18 protein-coding genes are annotated in these 15756 nt (G+C 71.1%); 4 read left to right on the forward strand and 14 right to left on the reverse strand.

Annotated elements, in window-relative coordinates:
- The first annotated feature begins 125 nt into the window (after positions 1–125).
- On the forward strand, positions 126–413 hold the full coding sequence (locus I5E_RS21180) for a hypothetical protein (RefSeq protein ID WP_148286865.1): 288 nt from the start codon (positions 126–128) through the stop codon (positions 411–413).
- 63 nt (positions 414–476) lie between these two features.
- On the opposite strand, the gene I5E_RS22555 is transcribed toward I5E_RS21180, so the two are convergent.
- From I5E_RS22555 to ychF, 4 genes are all read right to left on the reverse strand, one after another.
- The gene (locus I5E_RS22555; protein ID WP_022905985.1) at positions 477–809 is read right to left on the reverse strand and encodes a hypothetical protein; all 333 of its coding nucleotides are present in this window, start codon (positions 807–809) and stop codon (positions 477–479) included.
- 110 nt (positions 810–919) lie between these two features.
- Positions 920–1381, reverse strand: coding sequence for a hypothetical protein (locus tag I5E_RS04785; protein ID WP_022905986.1), 462 nt, complete (start codon positions 1379–1381; stop codon positions 920–922).
- A 60-nt stretch (positions 1382–1441) separates the two neighbouring features.
- A complete protein-coding gene (locus I5E_RS23280) occupies positions 1442–1831 on the reverse strand; it encodes a DUF2510 domain-containing protein (protein WP_022905987.1) in 390 nt (129 codons plus the stop codon).
- A gap of 11 nt (positions 1832–1842) precedes the next feature.
- Positions 1843–2916, reverse strand: a complete 1074-nt coding sequence (ychF, locus tag I5E_RS04795; protein WP_022905988.1) for a redox-regulated ATPase YchF — start codon at positions 2914–2916, stop codon at positions 1843–1845.
- Between the two features lie 109 nt (positions 2917–3025).
- Here ychF and I5E_RS04800 point away from each other — a divergent pair, with 109 nt between their 5' ends.
- From I5E_RS04800 to I5E_RS04810, 3 genes are all read left to right on the forward strand, one after another.
- Positions 3026–3661, forward strand: a complete 636-nt coding sequence (locus I5E_RS04800) for an exonuclease domain-containing protein (protein ID WP_022905989.1) — start codon at positions 3026–3028, stop codon at positions 3659–3661.
- 38 nt (positions 3662–3699) lie between these two features.
- A complete protein-coding gene (locus I5E_RS04805; protein ID WP_022905990.1) occupies positions 3700–4158 on the forward strand; it encodes an SRPBCC family protein in 459 nt (152 codons plus the stop codon).
- 160 nt (positions 4159–4318) lie between these two features.
- The gene (locus I5E_RS04810) at positions 4319–5077 is read left to right on the forward strand and encodes a GntR family transcriptional regulator (RefSeq protein WP_022905991.1); all 759 of its coding nucleotides are present in this window, start codon (positions 4319–4321) and stop codon (positions 5075–5077) included.
- Between the two features lie 3 nt (positions 5078–5080).
- On the opposite strand, the gene I5E_RS04815 is transcribed toward I5E_RS04810, so the two are convergent.
- From I5E_RS04815 to I5E_RS04865, 10 genes are all read right to left on the reverse strand, one after another.
- Positions 5081–5485 (reverse strand): tautomerase family protein, encoded by a 405-nt coding sequence (locus I5E_RS04815; RefSeq protein ID WP_022905992.1) that lies wholly within the window; start codon positions 5483–5485, stop codon positions 5081–5083.
- A 124-nt stretch (positions 5486–5609) separates the two neighbouring features.
- On the reverse strand, positions 5610–6806 hold the full coding sequence (locus I5E_RS04820) for a Gfo/Idh/MocA family protein (RefSeq protein WP_261974857.1): 1197 nt from the start codon (positions 6804–6806) through the stop codon (positions 5610–5612).
- A 104-nt stretch (positions 6807–6910) separates the two neighbouring features.
- Positions 6911–8086, reverse strand: a complete 1176-nt coding sequence (locus I5E_RS04825) for a transaldolase family protein (RefSeq protein ID WP_022905994.1) — start codon at positions 8084–8086, stop codon at positions 6911–6913.
- A 71-nt stretch (positions 8087–8157) separates the two neighbouring features.
- Entirely contained in the window at positions 8158–9189 is a 1032-nt protein-coding gene (locus tag I5E_RS04835) for a Gfo/Idh/MocA family protein (protein WP_022905995.1), read from the reverse strand.
- A gap of 26 nt (positions 9190–9215) precedes the next feature.
- Entirely contained in the window at positions 9216–10142 is a 927-nt protein-coding gene (locus I5E_RS04840) for a sugar phosphate isomerase/epimerase family protein (RefSeq protein ID WP_022905996.1), read from the reverse strand.
- Positions 10143–10184: 42 nt separating this feature from the next.
- Positions 10185–12092 (reverse strand): 3D-(3,5/4)-trihydroxycyclohexane-1,2-dione acylhydrolase (decyclizing), encoded by a 1908-nt coding sequence (gene iolD, locus I5E_RS04845; protein ID WP_022905997.1) that lies wholly within the window; start codon positions 12090–12092, stop codon positions 10185–10187.
- Positions 12089–12982 carry a 5-deoxy-glucuronate isomerase gene (gene iolB, locus I5E_RS04850; RefSeq protein WP_022905998.1) on the reverse strand — a complete coding sequence of 298 codons (894 nt, stop codon included), beginning with the start codon at positions 12980–12982 and terminating at the stop codon, positions 12089–12091. The genes iolD and iolB overlap by 4 nt, the downstream gene beginning before the upstream one ends.
- Before the next feature lie 8 nt (positions 12983–12990).
- A complete protein-coding gene (locus tag I5E_RS04855; RefSeq protein WP_022905999.1) occupies positions 12991–14502 on the reverse strand; it encodes a CoA-acylating methylmalonate-semialdehyde dehydrogenase in 1512 nt (503 codons plus the stop codon).
- The gene (locus I5E_RS04860; RefSeq protein ID WP_022906000.1) at positions 14499–15488 is read right to left on the reverse strand and encodes a class I fructose-bisphosphate aldolase; all 990 of its coding nucleotides are present in this window, start codon (positions 15486–15488) and stop codon (positions 14499–14501) included. Before I5E_RS04860 ends, I5E_RS04855 begins: the two co-directional genes overlap by 4 nt.
- On the reverse strand, positions 15481–15756 hold a 276-nt coding region (locus tag I5E_RS04865; protein ID WP_031261574.1), incomplete at its 5' end, for a carbohydrate kinase family protein. The genes I5E_RS04865 and I5E_RS04860, both read right to left, overlap by 8 nt.

Genomic DNA, 15756 nt, shown 5'->3' on the forward strand with positions numbered 1-15756 from the left:
GAACGGACGAGCTGCACGTCGAAGCTCGACGTGCGCGCCCCGCACTCGATGCGTCGCGCCGGACTCAGCCGTCCGCCGACACCGAGTCGCCCTGGCGCCGAACGACCAGGAAGTACCGCAACACCATGACCAGCAACGAACGCATCACCATCATCGGCACCGCCCTCGCGGCGCCGACCGTCTCCCCCGACCGCATCGCCGAGTTCGGGGTCCGCGACGAGCACTCGCAGCGCGAGTACCTCGTCCGCATCCCGGCCGACGACCTCGGTCTCTTCATCACCCGTGGCGCCCGCGTCGACATCGACGGCGAGGCCGGCTGGACCGTGCCCGGTCGCTCGTGGCGTGGCGAGGCGAGCCGCACGCTCGTGCAGGCGCAGTCGGTCCGCGGCGGCGAGCTCGCACTCGCAGCCTGACACCAGCGCCCCACCACACGAAGGCCGCCGAGCACTGCTCGGCGGCCTTCGTCGTACGCCCGGTCAGTCGGTGTCGTCCGCACCGGCGAACCGGTGCCCGCCGTCGACGTCGACCGGTCGTTCGGTCCCCGCCCGCGTGGCGGCGTCACGCAACCGTCGGATGAAGTCGTGGTCCTCGGGTTCGAGCTCGTCGTCCGGTGCCGCACTCAGGGTCAACTCGCTCGACGGCCCGACCAGCACCGTCGTCCGGGTCACCGAGCCGTCGTCGGCCACCGCCGGGATCGCAACGGTGTCCGTCCGAGCATTGGCACCGAGAACCGCCGCGTAGTCCGCGACCGCATCGGCGATCGCGTCGCCCGTGAGGATCCGGCTGCCGTCGTAGTGGATGTACTTCACGTTGCCTCCTAGCGTCCCGACGGTAGGAGGGCGTGATTCGCGCGGGCCGGGCGAGCGCGTTCCGTGGCCAAACGAGGGGCGTTCTCGGCCCTCGGCTTCGACGCTGAGGGTCAGTACTCGCCCTTGACGACGAAGTACGACCCACGGATCGTCCCGGCGAGCTTCGACTTCTGCCGGGCGAACTTGAACCCGGACAGCTCGTCGGGCACCTCCATGCCGTCCGAGAGCTTGAAGCCGACCGCGCGCTTGCCGCCCGGCTCCAGTGTGTAGAGGACGTTCACGGCGAGCCCCGACTCGTAGAAGACGTGGGTCCAGCGGATTCCGTCGACGAAGGCCTCGGTGGCCTCGAGCGGCTTCGACGCGATGACCAGCTCGCGCTCGTCCTGCAAGACCTTGGCGACGTAGTCGACCAGGTCGGGGACGTCCTCGGCAGGGTGGGTCGTGAGGACGTGGTCGTACTTGTTCTTGAAGTAGCGGGCCTCGTTCGCCCGCAACCCGGCGAGGGCCTCCGCGACCGGCGAGGACTCCAACCCGACGGTGGACACGTGCTCGAAGTCGACGACGTACGACATGGGGCCTCCCGGCGCTGGACTCGAGGCCAACCTAGCGCGGCGATGTGGACGGAGTCCGCGTCAGACGAGCTTCTCGAACACCATCGTCGCCTGGATCCGGTCGCCGCCCCCGAACCCCGTGCTGCCCGACGACGACGTGGTGATCGTGTGCAGCCGGTAGCCGAGCGCCGCCTGCGCGTTGATCGCACGCTCGAGTTCCGTGAGGTTCCCCGACCCAGTCCCGAAGAACTTCTCCTTGAGCACGACCTGCAGCACGACGTAGCTCATTCCCGCCGGAGCCGGTCGGGGCTGGCCGCCGGCCGAGGCTTCGGCCTGGATGCGGTCGATCAACCCGCCCACGCGGGGCGCTGGCGCCGCGGCGGGCTGCACCTGCTCCGTCCATGCGGCGCCGTCCCACCACCGCATCGCGCCGGAACCGTCGTCGTACCAACCCGCCTGTGCGTTCGTCATGATCCCGTCGATCAGTTGTTGAAGCGGAACTCCACCACGTCGCCGTCCTGCATGACGTAGTCCTTGCCCTCGATCCGGGCCTTGCCGTGCGCACGGGCCTCGGCGATCGAGCCGGCGGTCATGAGGTCCTCGAACGAGATGACCTCGGCCTTGATGAAGCCCTTCTCGAAGTCGGTGTGGATGACGCCGGCAGCCTGGGGTGCCTTCCACCCCTTGCCGATCGTCCACGCCCGGGCTTCCTTCGGACCGGCCGTCAGGTAGGTCTGCAGCCCGAGGGTGTCGAAGCCGATGCGGGCCAGCTGGTCGAGGCCGGACTCGGTCTGCCCGGTCGACTCGAGGAGCTCGGCGGCGTCGGCCGGGTCGAGCTCGATCAGCTCGGACTCGACCTGCGCGTCGAGGAACACGGCCTGGGCGGGAGCGACGAGCGCGGCCAGCTCGGCCTTGCGCGACTCGTCGGTGAGGATCGCCTCGTCGACGTTGAAGACGAAGATGAACGGCTTGGCCGACAGCAGCCCGAGCTCGGCGATCGGTGCGAGGTCGATCGAGGTGGCGGACAGGAGCGTGCCCTGCTCGAGCGCTGCCTTGGCCTCGCGCGCGGTCTCGAGCACGATCGGCTCGGCCTGCTTGAGCTTCACGGTCTTCTCGTACCGCGGCAGGGCCTTCTCGATCGTCTCGAGGTCGGCGAGGATCAGCTCGGTGTTGATGACCTCGAGGTCGTCCTTCGGGGACACCTTGTTCGCCACGTGCACGACGTCGTCGTCGGTGAAGCCGCGGACGACCTGCGCGATGGCGTCGGCCTCGCGGATGTTGGCGAGGAACTTGTTGCCGAGGCCCTCGCCCTCGCTCGCGCCCTTGACGATGCCGGCGATGTCGACGAACGACACGGGGGCCGGCACGGTCTTCTCGGAGTTGAAGAGCGTCGCGAGCTGGTCCAGCCGCGGGTCCGGCAGGTTCACCACGCCGACGTTCGGCTCGATCGTCGCGAACGGGTAGTTCGCGGCGAGGACCTGGTTCTTGGTCAGGGCGTTGAACAGGGTCGACTTGCCGACGTTCGGGAGACCGACGATTCCGATGGTGAGTGCCACGGGAGGACAGCCTACCGGCGGCCGCCCGCCGGGGCCGACCCGCGCCTCCAGTCCCGCAACGCCGGGGCGGCTTCCAGCGATGTCGGCGCCGCGTGCGACGATCGGAGCCGTGCCGTTGAACTTCACCGCGATCGACTTCGAGACCGCGAACAGCTCGCCCGCCAGCGCCTGCTCGGTCGGACTCGTCAAGGTCCGTGCCGGCAGGGTCGTCGAGCGGGCGTCCTGGTTCATCCGGCCGCCGGTGGGGCACGACGCCTTCCTCGAGTGGAACACCCGGATCCACGGCATCGTCGCGTCGGACGTCGTCGGGGCGAAGTCGTGGGAGCAGCAGTACCCCGACATCGTCGCGTTCGCCGAGGGGGACGTGCTCGTGGCGCACAACGCCCGGTTCGACATGGGCGTGATCGCGGGCGGGTGCTCGGCGACGGGGATCGACCTCGCGGAACACCACTCGCTGTGCTCGCTGCAGGTCGCCCGCAAGACCTACACCCTCGACTCGTACCGGCTGCCGATGGCGGCACGGGCCGCCGGGTACGAGGGGTTCCAGCACCACGATGCCGCCGCCGATGCCGAGGCCTGCGCGGCGATCGTCGTGCACGCGGCCGGGCACCACGGCACGGACACGGTCGAGGCGCTGGGTGCCGCGGTCCGGGTCGCCATCGCGCCGGTGCGGGCACGAGCCGAGCAGCCGCGCACGGCTCCGCAGCCGCGGCTGTCGAACCGCCCGATGATCTTCGCCGACTGACCCTCCCCGCCGCGCCGTTCCGCCGCTACGCTCAGCGCATGGCCGCGACCACCACCATCGAGCGTGACGTCGTCATCGCCGCGCCGGCGTCGACGATCCTGCCGCACCTGGTCGACCTCCACCGGTGGGTGGACTGGTCGCCGTGGGAAGGCCGCGACCCTGAGCTGCACCGCGAGTACGGCGGGACACTCGGCGCGGTCGGCTCGACGTACGCGTGGAAGGGCAACCGCAAGGCCGGCAGCGGCGACATGGTCGTGCGGCGGGTCACCGCGGACGAGGTGGAGATCGGCCTGCGGTTCACGGCACCGTTCGCGTCGTCGAGCACCACCGCGTTCCGGCTCGACGAGGTCCCCGGCGGCACCCGTGTGGTGTGGACGATGACGAGCCCGGTGACGGTGATGTCGAGGATCGTCAACCTGGTGATGAACATGGAGCGGTTCATCGGCGGCGACTTCGAGAAGGGCCTCGCGCAGCTCAAGGTCGTCGTCGAGCGCTGACGACGACCGCACGGCACCGCGGCCGGGACCGCACGAGCCCCGGTGGTGCGGCCGGGACCGCACGAGGCCCGGTGGTGCGGCCGGGACCGCATGAGCCCCGGTGGTATTGTCATGACAATCCCTCGGTGCCGCCGCCGAACCGTACTGCTGAAGGACCGCGATGACCAACGATGGCCAGCTGCCGTCCGACCTGTTCCTGGACCTGGACCGGTCGGGGCCGATGCCCCTGTACTTCCAGGTGGCCTCGCGCATCGAGGAGTCGATCCGCTCCGGCGCGATGCCGCCCGGTGCCCGTCTCGAGAACGAGATCGCCCTCGGTGAGCGGCTCGGACTGTCGCGTCCGACCATCCGCCGGGCGATCCAGGACCTCGTCGACAAGGGTCTGCTGGTGCGTCGCCGCGGGATCGGCACGCAGGTCGTGCACGGCCCGGTGACCCGCAAGGTAGAGCTCACGAGTCTGTACGACGACCTCGCGCAGGGGTCGCAGGCGCCCGCGACGAAGCTGCTCGAACGGAACGACGTCCCCGCGCCGGAGGTCGTCGCCGAGGCCCTCGGCATCGCACCGGGGACGATGGTCGCGCACATCCGTCGCGTGCGCTTCGCCGAGGACGTGCCGATGGCGATCCTCGAGAACTACCTGCCGCCGGAGTTCCTCGAGATCACCGACGACGACCTGCAGTCGCACGGCCTCTACCAGCTGCTGCGCGGCCGCGGCGTGACGATGCGGGTCGCGAAGCAGCGGATCGGTGCCCGTGCGGTCACCGACGAGGAGGCCACGCTGCTCGAGATCGAGGACGGCGACCCGGTGCTGACGATGAGCCGCACGGCCTACGACGCCTCGGGTCGAGCGGTCGAGTACGGCGTGCACTGCTACCGACCGGACCGCTACTCGTTCGAGGTCACGCTCGTCGACAAGTAGGACTCAGGACGACGGCACCCCGAGCTCGCCGGTCACGTACTGCGCGCGACCGAAGCCGAACGACCAGTCCTCCGGACCGTTCTCGACGTACCCGATGAAGACGTCCTCGGACGCCACCCCGACCGCGGCGAGCCCGTCGTGGATCGCCCGGTAGAGCTCCTGCTTCGCCGCCTGGTCCCGCCCCCGCTGGGTGAAGACCTGGATCATGACGACGCCGTCGGTGCGCTCGAACCCGAGCCCGGCGTCCTCGGCGATGATCTGCTGGGCGGGGTGCTCGGTGATGACCTGGAAGCGGTCGCGGGCCGGGATGCCGTACACGTCGACGATGGCGGTGTGGATCGCGTCGGCGATGGCGCGCACGGCCTCGGGGGCGCGGCCGGTGGTGAGGTCGATACGGACGAGCGGCATGGCGCCTCCTGCAGTTCGGGACTTTGTCCTGTCAAAGTACCACGTCGGTGGATCGCGACACCCAGACGGATGGGAGGCGCGGTGCCAGCTGACACCGCGCCTCCCGTCCGTCCGTCGTGGCTGGCTAGAGCACCGGTGTCGCCGCCTCGTAGGTGAGCGGTCCGTCGACGCACGCGACCTCGTGCCATGCCCCGTCGGCGAGCGACGCCTCGGCCGCTTCCACGATCGACGCGGCCGCCAGGCCGTCGGCGACCGACGGCGCGAGCTGCTCCCCGCGCCGGACGCTCGCGATGAACTGCGCCGCCTCGACGGTCTTCAGGTCGTCGTAGCCCATCGCGGTGCCGGCGCCCGGTTGGAAGCGGGCGAACTCGCCGTCACCCGGGGCCACGTAGTGGGTGGCGTACCCGTCGACCTCCTGCCCGTCGAGGAACACCTCGAGCTCGTTGAGGCGCTGGAAGTCCCACCGGATCGACCCCCGCGTGCCGTAGACCTCGAGCGTGTACTCGGCGTGCGGCCCGCGCATCACCCGGCTGGAGTCCATCGTGCCGACGGCACCGTCCTCGAAGCGGAAGAGGAGCGCCGCGTAGTCCTCGTTCTCGACGGGCTTCCGCTCCCCCGTCGCGGCGGCACTGCGGTCGACGATGCCGGCGCCGGGGAGCGGGCGGTCGGCGATGAAGGTCTCCGCGAGCGCCGTCACGGACGCGATCCGACCGACGACGTACTGCGCCAGGTCGAGGCCGTGCGAGAGCAGGTCGCCGAGGACGCCTGACCCGGCACGCTCCCGTTCGAAGCGCCAGGTCAGCAGCGCCGCGGGATCGGCCGCGTAGTCGGCGAGGAGCGATCCGCGCACGTTCGTGATCCGACCGAGCCGACCGGTGCGCACCAGCTCCCTGGCGCGTTGGACGGCGGGGGCGTGCCGGTAGTTGAAGCCGACGCTCGTGACGACGCCGACGCGCTGGACGGCCTCGTGGATCGCGCGGGAGTCGCTGGCGTACCGCCCCATCGGCTTCTCGATCCAGAACGGCTTGCCCGCCTCGGCGGCGGCGACCGCCATCTCGCGGTGCAGGAAGTTCGGCGAGCAGATCGACACGACGTCGACCTCGGGGTCGGCGAGGACGTCGTGGAAGTCGGCGACGGCGCGGTCGTAGCCGAGCCGCGACGTGGCCTGGTCGCGGGCGGCCTCGATCGGGTCGGCCGCGACGACGAGCCGGGGGTGGACGCCGAGCTCCGGGAAGTGGTCGGGCAGGGCCCGGTAGGCGCGGGAGTGCAGGCGCCCCATCCAGCCGACCGAGATGAGGCCGACCCCGATGGTGGCGGGCACGGGCACGGGCTCGGGCCCGGGCGCGGGCGCGGGCGCAGCCCCGGGTGCGGGTACGGGCTCGGGTGCGGGTACGGGCTCGGGTGCGGGTGCGGGTGGAGTCGCGGTCATGCTGCCGGCACGATGATGTCGCGTACCAGGGCGTCGAGCTTCGCGTCGGCGTCGAGGAACTGCCGCAGCGTGGTGGCCGTCGCCCCGAAACGGTCGAACTCGTCGATCGTCATGCCGTCGACGTCGTAGCCACGCGCGAACTCCGGCGTGGCCGCACGGAGCGCCGCGATGACCGCTGCCGGGACCTCGTCGTGGATCGCGTCCGGTCGCCAGGGGAAGGCGTTGTCGTTGATGTCCTTGGACCACTGGAACGGCGGCGACACGACGAGGTCACCACCCTGGAACTCCGACCACTGCAGCGGGTTCCGGAAGGCGGCGACGAGGACCCGCGACCGGAAGCCACGCTCCTGGAAGACCCGGTAGGCGTGCTTCACCGCGGCGACGCCCGCCCACTCGAGGATGCCGGGGTCGACCATGACGTGCTCGCGCGCCACCACCGTCTTCAGCCAGTCGTCGAACCGGCCCGCCATCAGCGTGACGACGTGACCGAACTCCTGTTGCGGCAGCCCGTCGGCGGCGCGACGGTCGAGGGCGCGCTCGATCGCCTCGCCCACGGCCACCACCTGCGGCACCGTGAACGACACCGTGGCGTTGATCGAGACACCGCGGTACGCCGCCTCCTCGATCGCCGCGATGCCGACCTTCGTCGCCGGGATCTTGACGATGATGTTCGGCGCGAGCTGCGAGAACCGAACGGCCTGCTCGACGAGCGCTTCCTGGTCGCGGTGGAACCGCGGATCGGTCTGCATGCTCAGTCGACCGTTGCGGCCGCCGGACGCCTCGAACGCGGGCAGCAGCTGTGCGGCCGCCGCGATCGAGAGCTCCTCGACGGCCTTCCAGCCGATCCAGGACTCCCCCGCCGTCGGGTGCTCGGCGGCGATCTCGCGGATGCGGGGCACCCAGTGCTCGGCGTCCTGCTGGATGCACGTGTAGGCGATCACCGGGTTGCACGTGGCCCCCACCGCCCCGTACTCGTGGATCGCGGTGGCGAGCTCGCGGGGGTCCGCCGAGTCGTTCCACAGGGCGGTCGGGGTCTGTTCCGCGGCCTGCCGGGTGACGGGGCGGACGTCGGCGTCGGAGGTCGCCGGGGTCCCCGGGGTCGCCGGGGTCGCCTGGGTCGCCGGGGTCGCCGGGGTCGCCGGGGTCGCCGGGGTCGACAGCGTGTCGGTCATCGGGAGGGTCCCTTCGTGATCGTGGCGAGTCGGGAGCGCGAGACCTGGGCCGCGGGTTCGTCCGGCATCGGTCAGGCCGTCTCGTAGAACGCCGGCTTCCGGGTGGCGTACGCGACGTGTTCGAGGGCGCCGGACTGCTGGGCACGCACCGCGACCTCGGCGACGACCGAGGCGGTGTAGCCGTCCCACGCGCTCGGACCGTCGATGCCACCCTGCTTGGCGGCGTCGACCCAGCGCTGCACCTCTTCGTCGTAGGCGGCGCCGAAGCGTTCCACGAACGACGGCGTGACGCCCTGGCCGGACACCCCCTGCGAGACGAGGGTCATCGAGGTCTCGCGGCCGATGTACGCGACGCCGGACTCGAAGACCGCGTCGGTCGTCACCTGGTACCCGAACTGGGCGTTCACGTTGATCTCGACGATCGCCATGGTGCCGGACTCGGTCGTGAACAGGACGAACTGGGGCTCGGGCAGGTCGGCCGGGGCGAGGGAGCTCTTGCGCGGCTTCTTCACCTCGACGGCGACGATCGGCTCGCCCGTGATGAACGGGATGATGTCGATCTCGTGGATCACCGAGTCGTGGATGAGCATCGACTCGCTGAAGTTCGGCGGCGTGGTCGGGTTCCGGTGGGCGTGGTGCAGGGCGAGCAGTGCGCCGTTCGATCCAGACTCCCGCAGCGCCCGGAGCTCCTGGTACCCCTTGTCGAAGCGCCGCATGAACCCGACCTGGATCATCGGACGGTCGGCCTTCGCCTGCTCGAGCTCGACGATGCGCAGGGAGTCCTCGGCGCTCGTCGTCAGCGGCTTCTCGCACAGGACGGCGAGGCCCCGCTCGACGGCGGGCACGAGGACGGGTTCGTGCAGGAACCCCGGGGTCGCGACGATGACCGCGTCGATCCCGGTGGCGTCGAGGGCGTCCTCGAACGACGCGGCGGTGATCGCACCGGGCGCCGTCGCCGCGGCGGCCGTGGCACGCGCGGTGTCGGGGTCGACGATCGCGACGACGTCCGCGCCGGCGATCGTGGAGGTGATCCGGCGGACGTGGTCGCTGCCCATCGCGCCGGCACCGACGACGGCGACGCGGAGGTTCTCGGTGGTGCTCATGCTGGTCTCCAGTGGTGGTCGGCGCGTCAGCGCGTCCGGGCGGCGGCGGTCGAGCCGAAGATGTGCTGGAACGTGCGCTCGGCGATCGGGCCGGGAGCGTCGACGGAACAGCCGTACATGTCCTGCTCGACGATCCCGAAGACGTCCGGGTTGATCGCCGCGACCGCCTCGATGATCGGGGCGAGCTCCGGGGTGCCGTGCGGCGGCTCGGTCATGATCCCCTGCGCCACCGCGGTGCCGAACGGCACGTCGTTCTTCAGCACGTCGAAGAGCAGGTCGGTGTCGACCTGCTTGAGGTGCAGGTAGCCGATCCGCTCGGGGTGCTCGGCGATCATCCTGAGGTTGTCGCCGCCGTAGTAGGCGAAGTGCCCGGTGTCGAGGCAGAGGTTCGTGTACGCCGGGTCCGTCTCCGACAGGAAGCGGACGGTCTCCCGGTAGGTGCCGATGTGGCTGTCGGCGTGGGTGTGGAACTGCTGGTGGACGCCGAACTCCTCGAGCAGCGCCTTGCCGAGCTGGTCGTGCCCCTTCCCCAGCCGCTCCCACTGCTCGTCCGTCAGGGTCCGGGGTTCGAGCACCTGGTTCGTGGCGTCCGAGCGCCACAGGTCCGGGATCGTGACGAGGTGCTCCGCGCCGAGCTCGGAGGCGAGCCCGGCGACCCTGACGGCCTGGTCCCAGGCGCGCTGGAACTGGTCGTCGCCCTTGTGGAAGCCGGTGAACACGGTGCCGGCCGAGAGCTGCAGCCCGCGGGACTCGAGCTCGTCGGACAGCTGCGACGGATCGGTCGGCAGGTACCCGTACGGGCCGAGCTCGATCCACTCGTAGCCGGCGGCCGCGGCCTCGTCGAGGAAGCGCGGCCACGGGACCTGGTTCGGGTCGTCCGCGAACCAGACGCCCCACGAGTCGGGGGCGGTGCCGATCCGGATGGCGTCGGTGGCGGTGGCGGTGTCGGTCATGACGTCGTCGTCCTTTGCGGAGGGGTCGGGTCGGAGGGGTGTTCAGCCGAGCAGGGGGCGCTGCGCCGTGACCTGCTGCTCGTACGCGGCGCGCGCGGCCTGCGTCGTGGGCAGGGTCGAGGTCTGGGCGACCGGCACGTCCCACCAGCCGTCGCCGTCGGGGGCGTAGACGAGCGGGTCGGAGTGGACGTGCACGAGCGTGGTGTGGTCGTTCGCCTTCGCCTGACGCACCGCGGCCCGGAGGTCGTCGATGGCGCTCGGCCCCGGCTGCACCTCGATGACGTCCACGCCGTAGGAGCGGGCGTTCGCGGCGAGGTCGACCGGCAGCACGTCGTCGTTCTCGAACGAGCCGGTGTCGTCGAGGTACCGGTACTTCGTGCCGTACCGCTCGGAGCCGACCGTCTCGGACAGGTGCCCGATGGACGCGAACCCGTTGTTCTGGATGAGGACCACGACGATCTTGATGCCCTCGGCGACCGCGGTGACGAGCTCGGTGTGGAGCATGAGGTAGCTGCCGTCACCGACCATCACGATCGCGTCGCGGTCCGGGGCGGCACGGCGCACCCCGATGCCGCCGGCGATCTCGTAGCCCATGCAGGAGAACGCGTACTCGACGTGGTACCCGAGCGCGTCCCGCACCCGCCAGAGCTTGTGCAGGTCGCCGGGCAGCGATCCGGCCGCCTGGATGACGACGTCCCGCGGGTCGGTCGCCGACTGCACCGCGCCGATGATCTCGGACTGCCCGGGCAGGGCGCGACCCGACGGTACGAACGCGCGGTCGACGACGGCGTCCCACTCCTGCTTCCGCTCGGCGATCTCGGCCGCGTAGCCAGCGTCGACCGCGTACGACGAGTCGGACGTGAGCGACGTGGTCAAGGCGACCAGCGCCTCCCGGGCGTCCGCGATCAGCGGGAGCTGCGACCCGTGCTTGTAGGCGTCGAACGCGGCGACGTTGACGTTGACGAACGTGACGTCCGGGTTCTGGAACGCCGTCCGCGAGGCCGTCGTGAAGTCGCTGTACCGCGTACCGATCCCGATGACGACGTCGGCCTGTGCGGCGATCGCGTTCGCGGCAGCCGTGCCGGTCGCACCGATGCCGCCGAGGTACTGCGGGTGGTCCCAGACGAGCGACCCGCCGCCGGCCTGCGAGGTGCCGACCGGGATGCCGGTCGCCTCGACGAACGCGGCGAGCTCGCCCTCGGCGCCGGCGTAGAGCACCCCGCCGCCGGCCACGATCACCGGGCGCTTCGCGTTCCGGATCGCCTCGACCGCGCGCGCCAGCGGGCCGTGCTCCGGCAGCGGGCGGCGGATGTGCCACTCGCGCGGCTGCAGGAAGGCGACAGGGACGTCGAACTGCTCGGCCTGCACGTCCTCCGGCAACGCGATCGTGACGGCACCGGTCTCGGCCGGGTCCGTCAGCACCCGCATCGCCGCGAGGGCGATCGAGAACAGCTGTTCCGGCCGTTCGACGCGGTCGAAGTAGCGCGAGAGCGGACGGAACGCGTCGGTCACCTGCAACGAGGTGTCGTGCGGCAGCTCGATCTGCTGCAGGACCGGGTCGGTGGTCCGCGTGGCGAAGGTGTCCGACGGCAGCAGGAGCGCCGGCAGCCGGTTCGTCGTGGCGAGTGCCGCGGCGGTGAGCATGTTGGCGGCGCCCGGGCCGACCGAGGCCGTCGCCGCGAAGGTCGCACGACGGCGGTGCATCCGCGCGAAGCCGACGGCCTCGTGCACCATGGCCTGCTCGTTGCGGGCCTGGTGGTACGGCAGCAGGCCCGGCTGCTCGACGTGCAGCTGCTTGATGGCCTGGCCGACGCCGGCGACGTTGCCGTGCCCGAAGATGCCGAAGATCCCCGGGATCGTGCGTTCGCGGACGTCGCCGTCGACGGTCCACTGGTTCGCCAGGAACAGAACGAGCGCCTGGCCGACGGTCATCCGACGGGTCTCGGTCATCGGACGGGGTCCTTCCGGTAGGGCAGGCGTGGGTCGAGCTGTTCGTGCTCCCACGTCTGGCGGACCCAGCCGTGTGCCGGGTCGTCGGTGATGTTCCAGACGCGCTCCGGGTCGGGCCCGGCCATCACGTTGAGGTAGTACATGTCGTAGCCGGGCGCCGCGACGGCCGGCCCGTGCCAGCCGAACGGCACCAGGGCGATGTCCCCGGTGCGGACCTGACGGAACTCGTCGATCGCCCGGTCGTCGGACGCGTACGTCCGGTGCAGCGCGAAGGGGGCGGCCTCCGGTGGGGCGGCGACCCCGCGGGACACCGCGGCCTCGTAGTAGTAGATCTCCTCGAGGTTCGACTCCTCGCCCCCGACGTGCGTGTCGTGCTTGTGCGGCGGGTACGACGACCAGTTGCCCGCGGGGGTGATCACCTCGCACACGATGAACCGCGCGGCGTCGAGTGCGGCGGGCGTCCCGAAGTTGTGCACCTGTCGGCTCGACTGCCCGGCGCCGCGGAGCTCGACCGGGACGTCGTCGCGGGCGATGTACGCGCTCGGCCGGACGGTCTCGGTGGGCGCCTCGGCGACGGCGACCCGGCCCTCGCCGGTGATCGTCGCGGGGGTCCCGGAACCCAGGTAGAGGACGTCGGTCGGTCCCTCGAAGACGCTCGCGCGTCCGTCGAGGGGCTGCGTGGCGCCGTCGTACGCGACCGTGAAGCTGCCAGCGAGGGGAACGACGAGTCGTTCCACGGCGTCGGCCGGGAGGCGCAGCTCGCCCCCGTCGCGGAGCGCGCCGGTCCGCAGACCGGTGTGCGCCCACCCCGCGATGCGGCCGTCCACCACGTCGGTCCAGCCCGCCTCGGGGCGGGAGCCGGCCGGGATGAACCAGTTCTCGTTCGTCATCGGGCGCGTCAGCCGTTCGACGGGAAGCCGAGGTTGATGCCGCCGTGCGACGGGTCGAGCCACCGGCTCGTGATCGCCTTCTGGCGGGTGAAGAAGCTCACGCCGTCGGCCCCGTACGCCTTGTGGTCGCCGAAGAGCGAGTTCTTCCACCCGCCGAACGAGTAGTACGCGACCGGCACCGGGATCGGCACGTTGATGCCGATCATGCCGACCTGCACGTCACGCTGGAAGCGACGAGCTGCACCGCCGTCGTTGGTGAAGATCGCGGTGCCGTTGCCGAACGCGCCCGAGTTGATGAGCGCCAGGCCCTCCTCGTAGCTCGCGACACGGACGACGCTCAGCACCGGGCCGAAGATCTCCTCGGTGTAGACCCGGCTCGTCGTCGGCACCCTGTCGATGAGGGTCGGGCCGAGCCAGAAGCCGTTCTCGTCGCCGTCGGCTCGGACGGTCCGGCCATCCACCACGACCTCGGCGCCGTCCTGCTCGGCGACCGCGATGTACGAGGCGACCTTGTCGCGGTGCTGCTTCGTGACGAGCGGCCCCATGTCGCAGCCGCGACGGCCGTCGCCGACGCGCAGGGTGGCCGCGCGCTCGGTGATCTTCTGGATGAGTTCGTCCGCCACCGGCTCGACGGCGACGACGACCGAGATCGCCATGCAACGCTCACCGGCGGATCCGAAGCCCGCGTTGATCGCGTTGTCGGCGACGAGGTCGAGGTCGGCGTCCGGCAGCACGAGCATGTGGTTCTTCGCGCCGCCGAGGGCCTGCACGCGCTTGCCGTGCTTCGTGCCGGTCTCGTAGACGTACTGGGCGATCGGGGTGGAGCCGACGAACGAGATCGACTCGACGTCCGGGCTCGTGAGCAGGCCGTCGACGCTCGTCTTGTCGCCGTTGAGCACGTTGAAGACGCCGTCGGGGAGGCCGGCCTCCTGGAACTTCGACGCGAGCCAGATCGCCGCGGACGGGTCCTTCTCGCTCGGCTTCAGGACCACGGTGTTGCCCGCGGCGATCGCGATCGGCAGGAACCACAGCGGCACCATCGCCGGGAAGTTGAACGGCGAGATGATCCCGACGACCCCGAGCGGCTGCCGGATCGAGTAGACGTCGATCCCGGTCGAGACCTGGTCGGAGAACTCGCCCTTCATCAGGCTGGGGATGTTCGTCGCGAGCTCCACGACCTCCTGCCCGCGGGCGATCTCACCGAGCGCGTCGTCGATGACCTTGCCGTGCTCGCTCGTGATGATCTCGGCGAGCTCGGCCTTGTCGCGGTTCAGGATCTCGCGGAAGGCGAAGAGGATCTGCTGGCGCTTGGCCAGCGAGCGCTCGGCCCACGCCGGGAACGCCGCCTTCGCACTCGCGATCGCCGCCTGGATCTCGTCCTCGTTCGCGAGGGCCACCTGCTTCGTCGCGACACCGAGCGCCGGGTCGTAGACCGGGGCCGTGTTGCCGGACGCCGACGCGACGCGCGCCCCGTCGATCCAGTGCCCGATGGTCGTGGTGGCGGTCTCCGTGGTGGTCATGCGTTGCTTCCTTCCGGGATGGACGGGTCCATGGTGGTGGCCTGCGCGGGCCGAGCGGTCGGTTCGTGGGCATCTGTGGAGAACCCGGACCCGGCCGGGCGGGTGTGGACGAGCCCCGCGGCCACGTCCACCGCGGCGGCGACGTCGCCGTCCGGCGGGTAGAGCAACGTCCGGCCGACGACCAGGCCGCGCACGCCGGGGAGCGCGAGCGCGTCGGCCCACTTGGCGTAGGTCTCGAGCGGACGGGTCGACGGGTCCCCGCCGAGCAGCAGTGTCGGCAGCGTCGTGGCCGCCATCACCCGCTCCATGTCGTCGACGACGGGGATCTTCAGCCAGCTGTACGCGCTCGACTCCCCCAGCCCCGCGGCGATCGCCATCGAGGTGATGACGGCGTCGGCGGTGAGGTCGTTCACGACCCGGCCGTCGCGCCACGAGGACATGAACGGCTCGAGCATGATCGGCAGCCGGAGCGCCGCCGCTTCGCTCACCGCCCGCGCCGTGGCCTCGAGCGTCGGGGCGGTCCCCGCGTCCTCGAGGGCGATGCGCACCAGCAGCTTGGCGAAGTCGAACCGGGAGTCCGCGATGGCCTTGGCCGAGTACGCCGTGTACCGGTCATCCATCTCGAACGCCGCACCGCGCAGGCCGCCGCGGTTCATCGACCCGACCACGACCTTGTCGTCGAGGGCGCCGAGGACCGCCAGGTCCTCGAGGACGTCCGGCGTCCCGAGCACCCCGTCGACCCCGGGTCGTCCGAGGGCCGTGACGAGCCGCTCGAGCAGGTCGTAGCGGTCGGCCATCGCGGACTCGTCACCCCGGACCGCCAGGGCTCCGCGTGCCGGGTGGTCAGCGGCGACGATGAAGAGCTTGCCGTCGTCGGCGAGCAGGGAGCGCGTGCGACGGGCGTCGAGCGCGGCACGGACGAGGTCCGGCCGTCCCGCGCGGACGTCCCGCAGCCGCGCGAAGTCGGCGGTGCTGATCTCAGGCACGGACGGCCTCCTCGGTCGGGTTGTCCTGCAGGAACCGTTCGATCTCGTCGCTCGTCGGCATCGCGGTCGAGCACTCGAAGCGGGTGGCGACGATGGCGCCGGCGGCGTTGCAGAAAGCGAGCGTCCGCTCGAGCCCCCACCCCTGCAGCAGCCCGTGGGTCAGTGCCCCGCCGAAACCGTCGCCGGATCGGAAGCCGTTGACGACGTCNATGCGGTGCGGGCGGAGCTCGACGAACTCGTCGCGGGTCTTCCCAGCACGCCCTTCGGT

This window comes from Curtobacterium sp. B18, assembly GCF_000333375.1.
In the GTDB taxonomy this organism is placed as follows: Bacteria; Actinomycetota; Actinomycetes; order Actinomycetales; family Microbacteriaceae; genus Curtobacterium.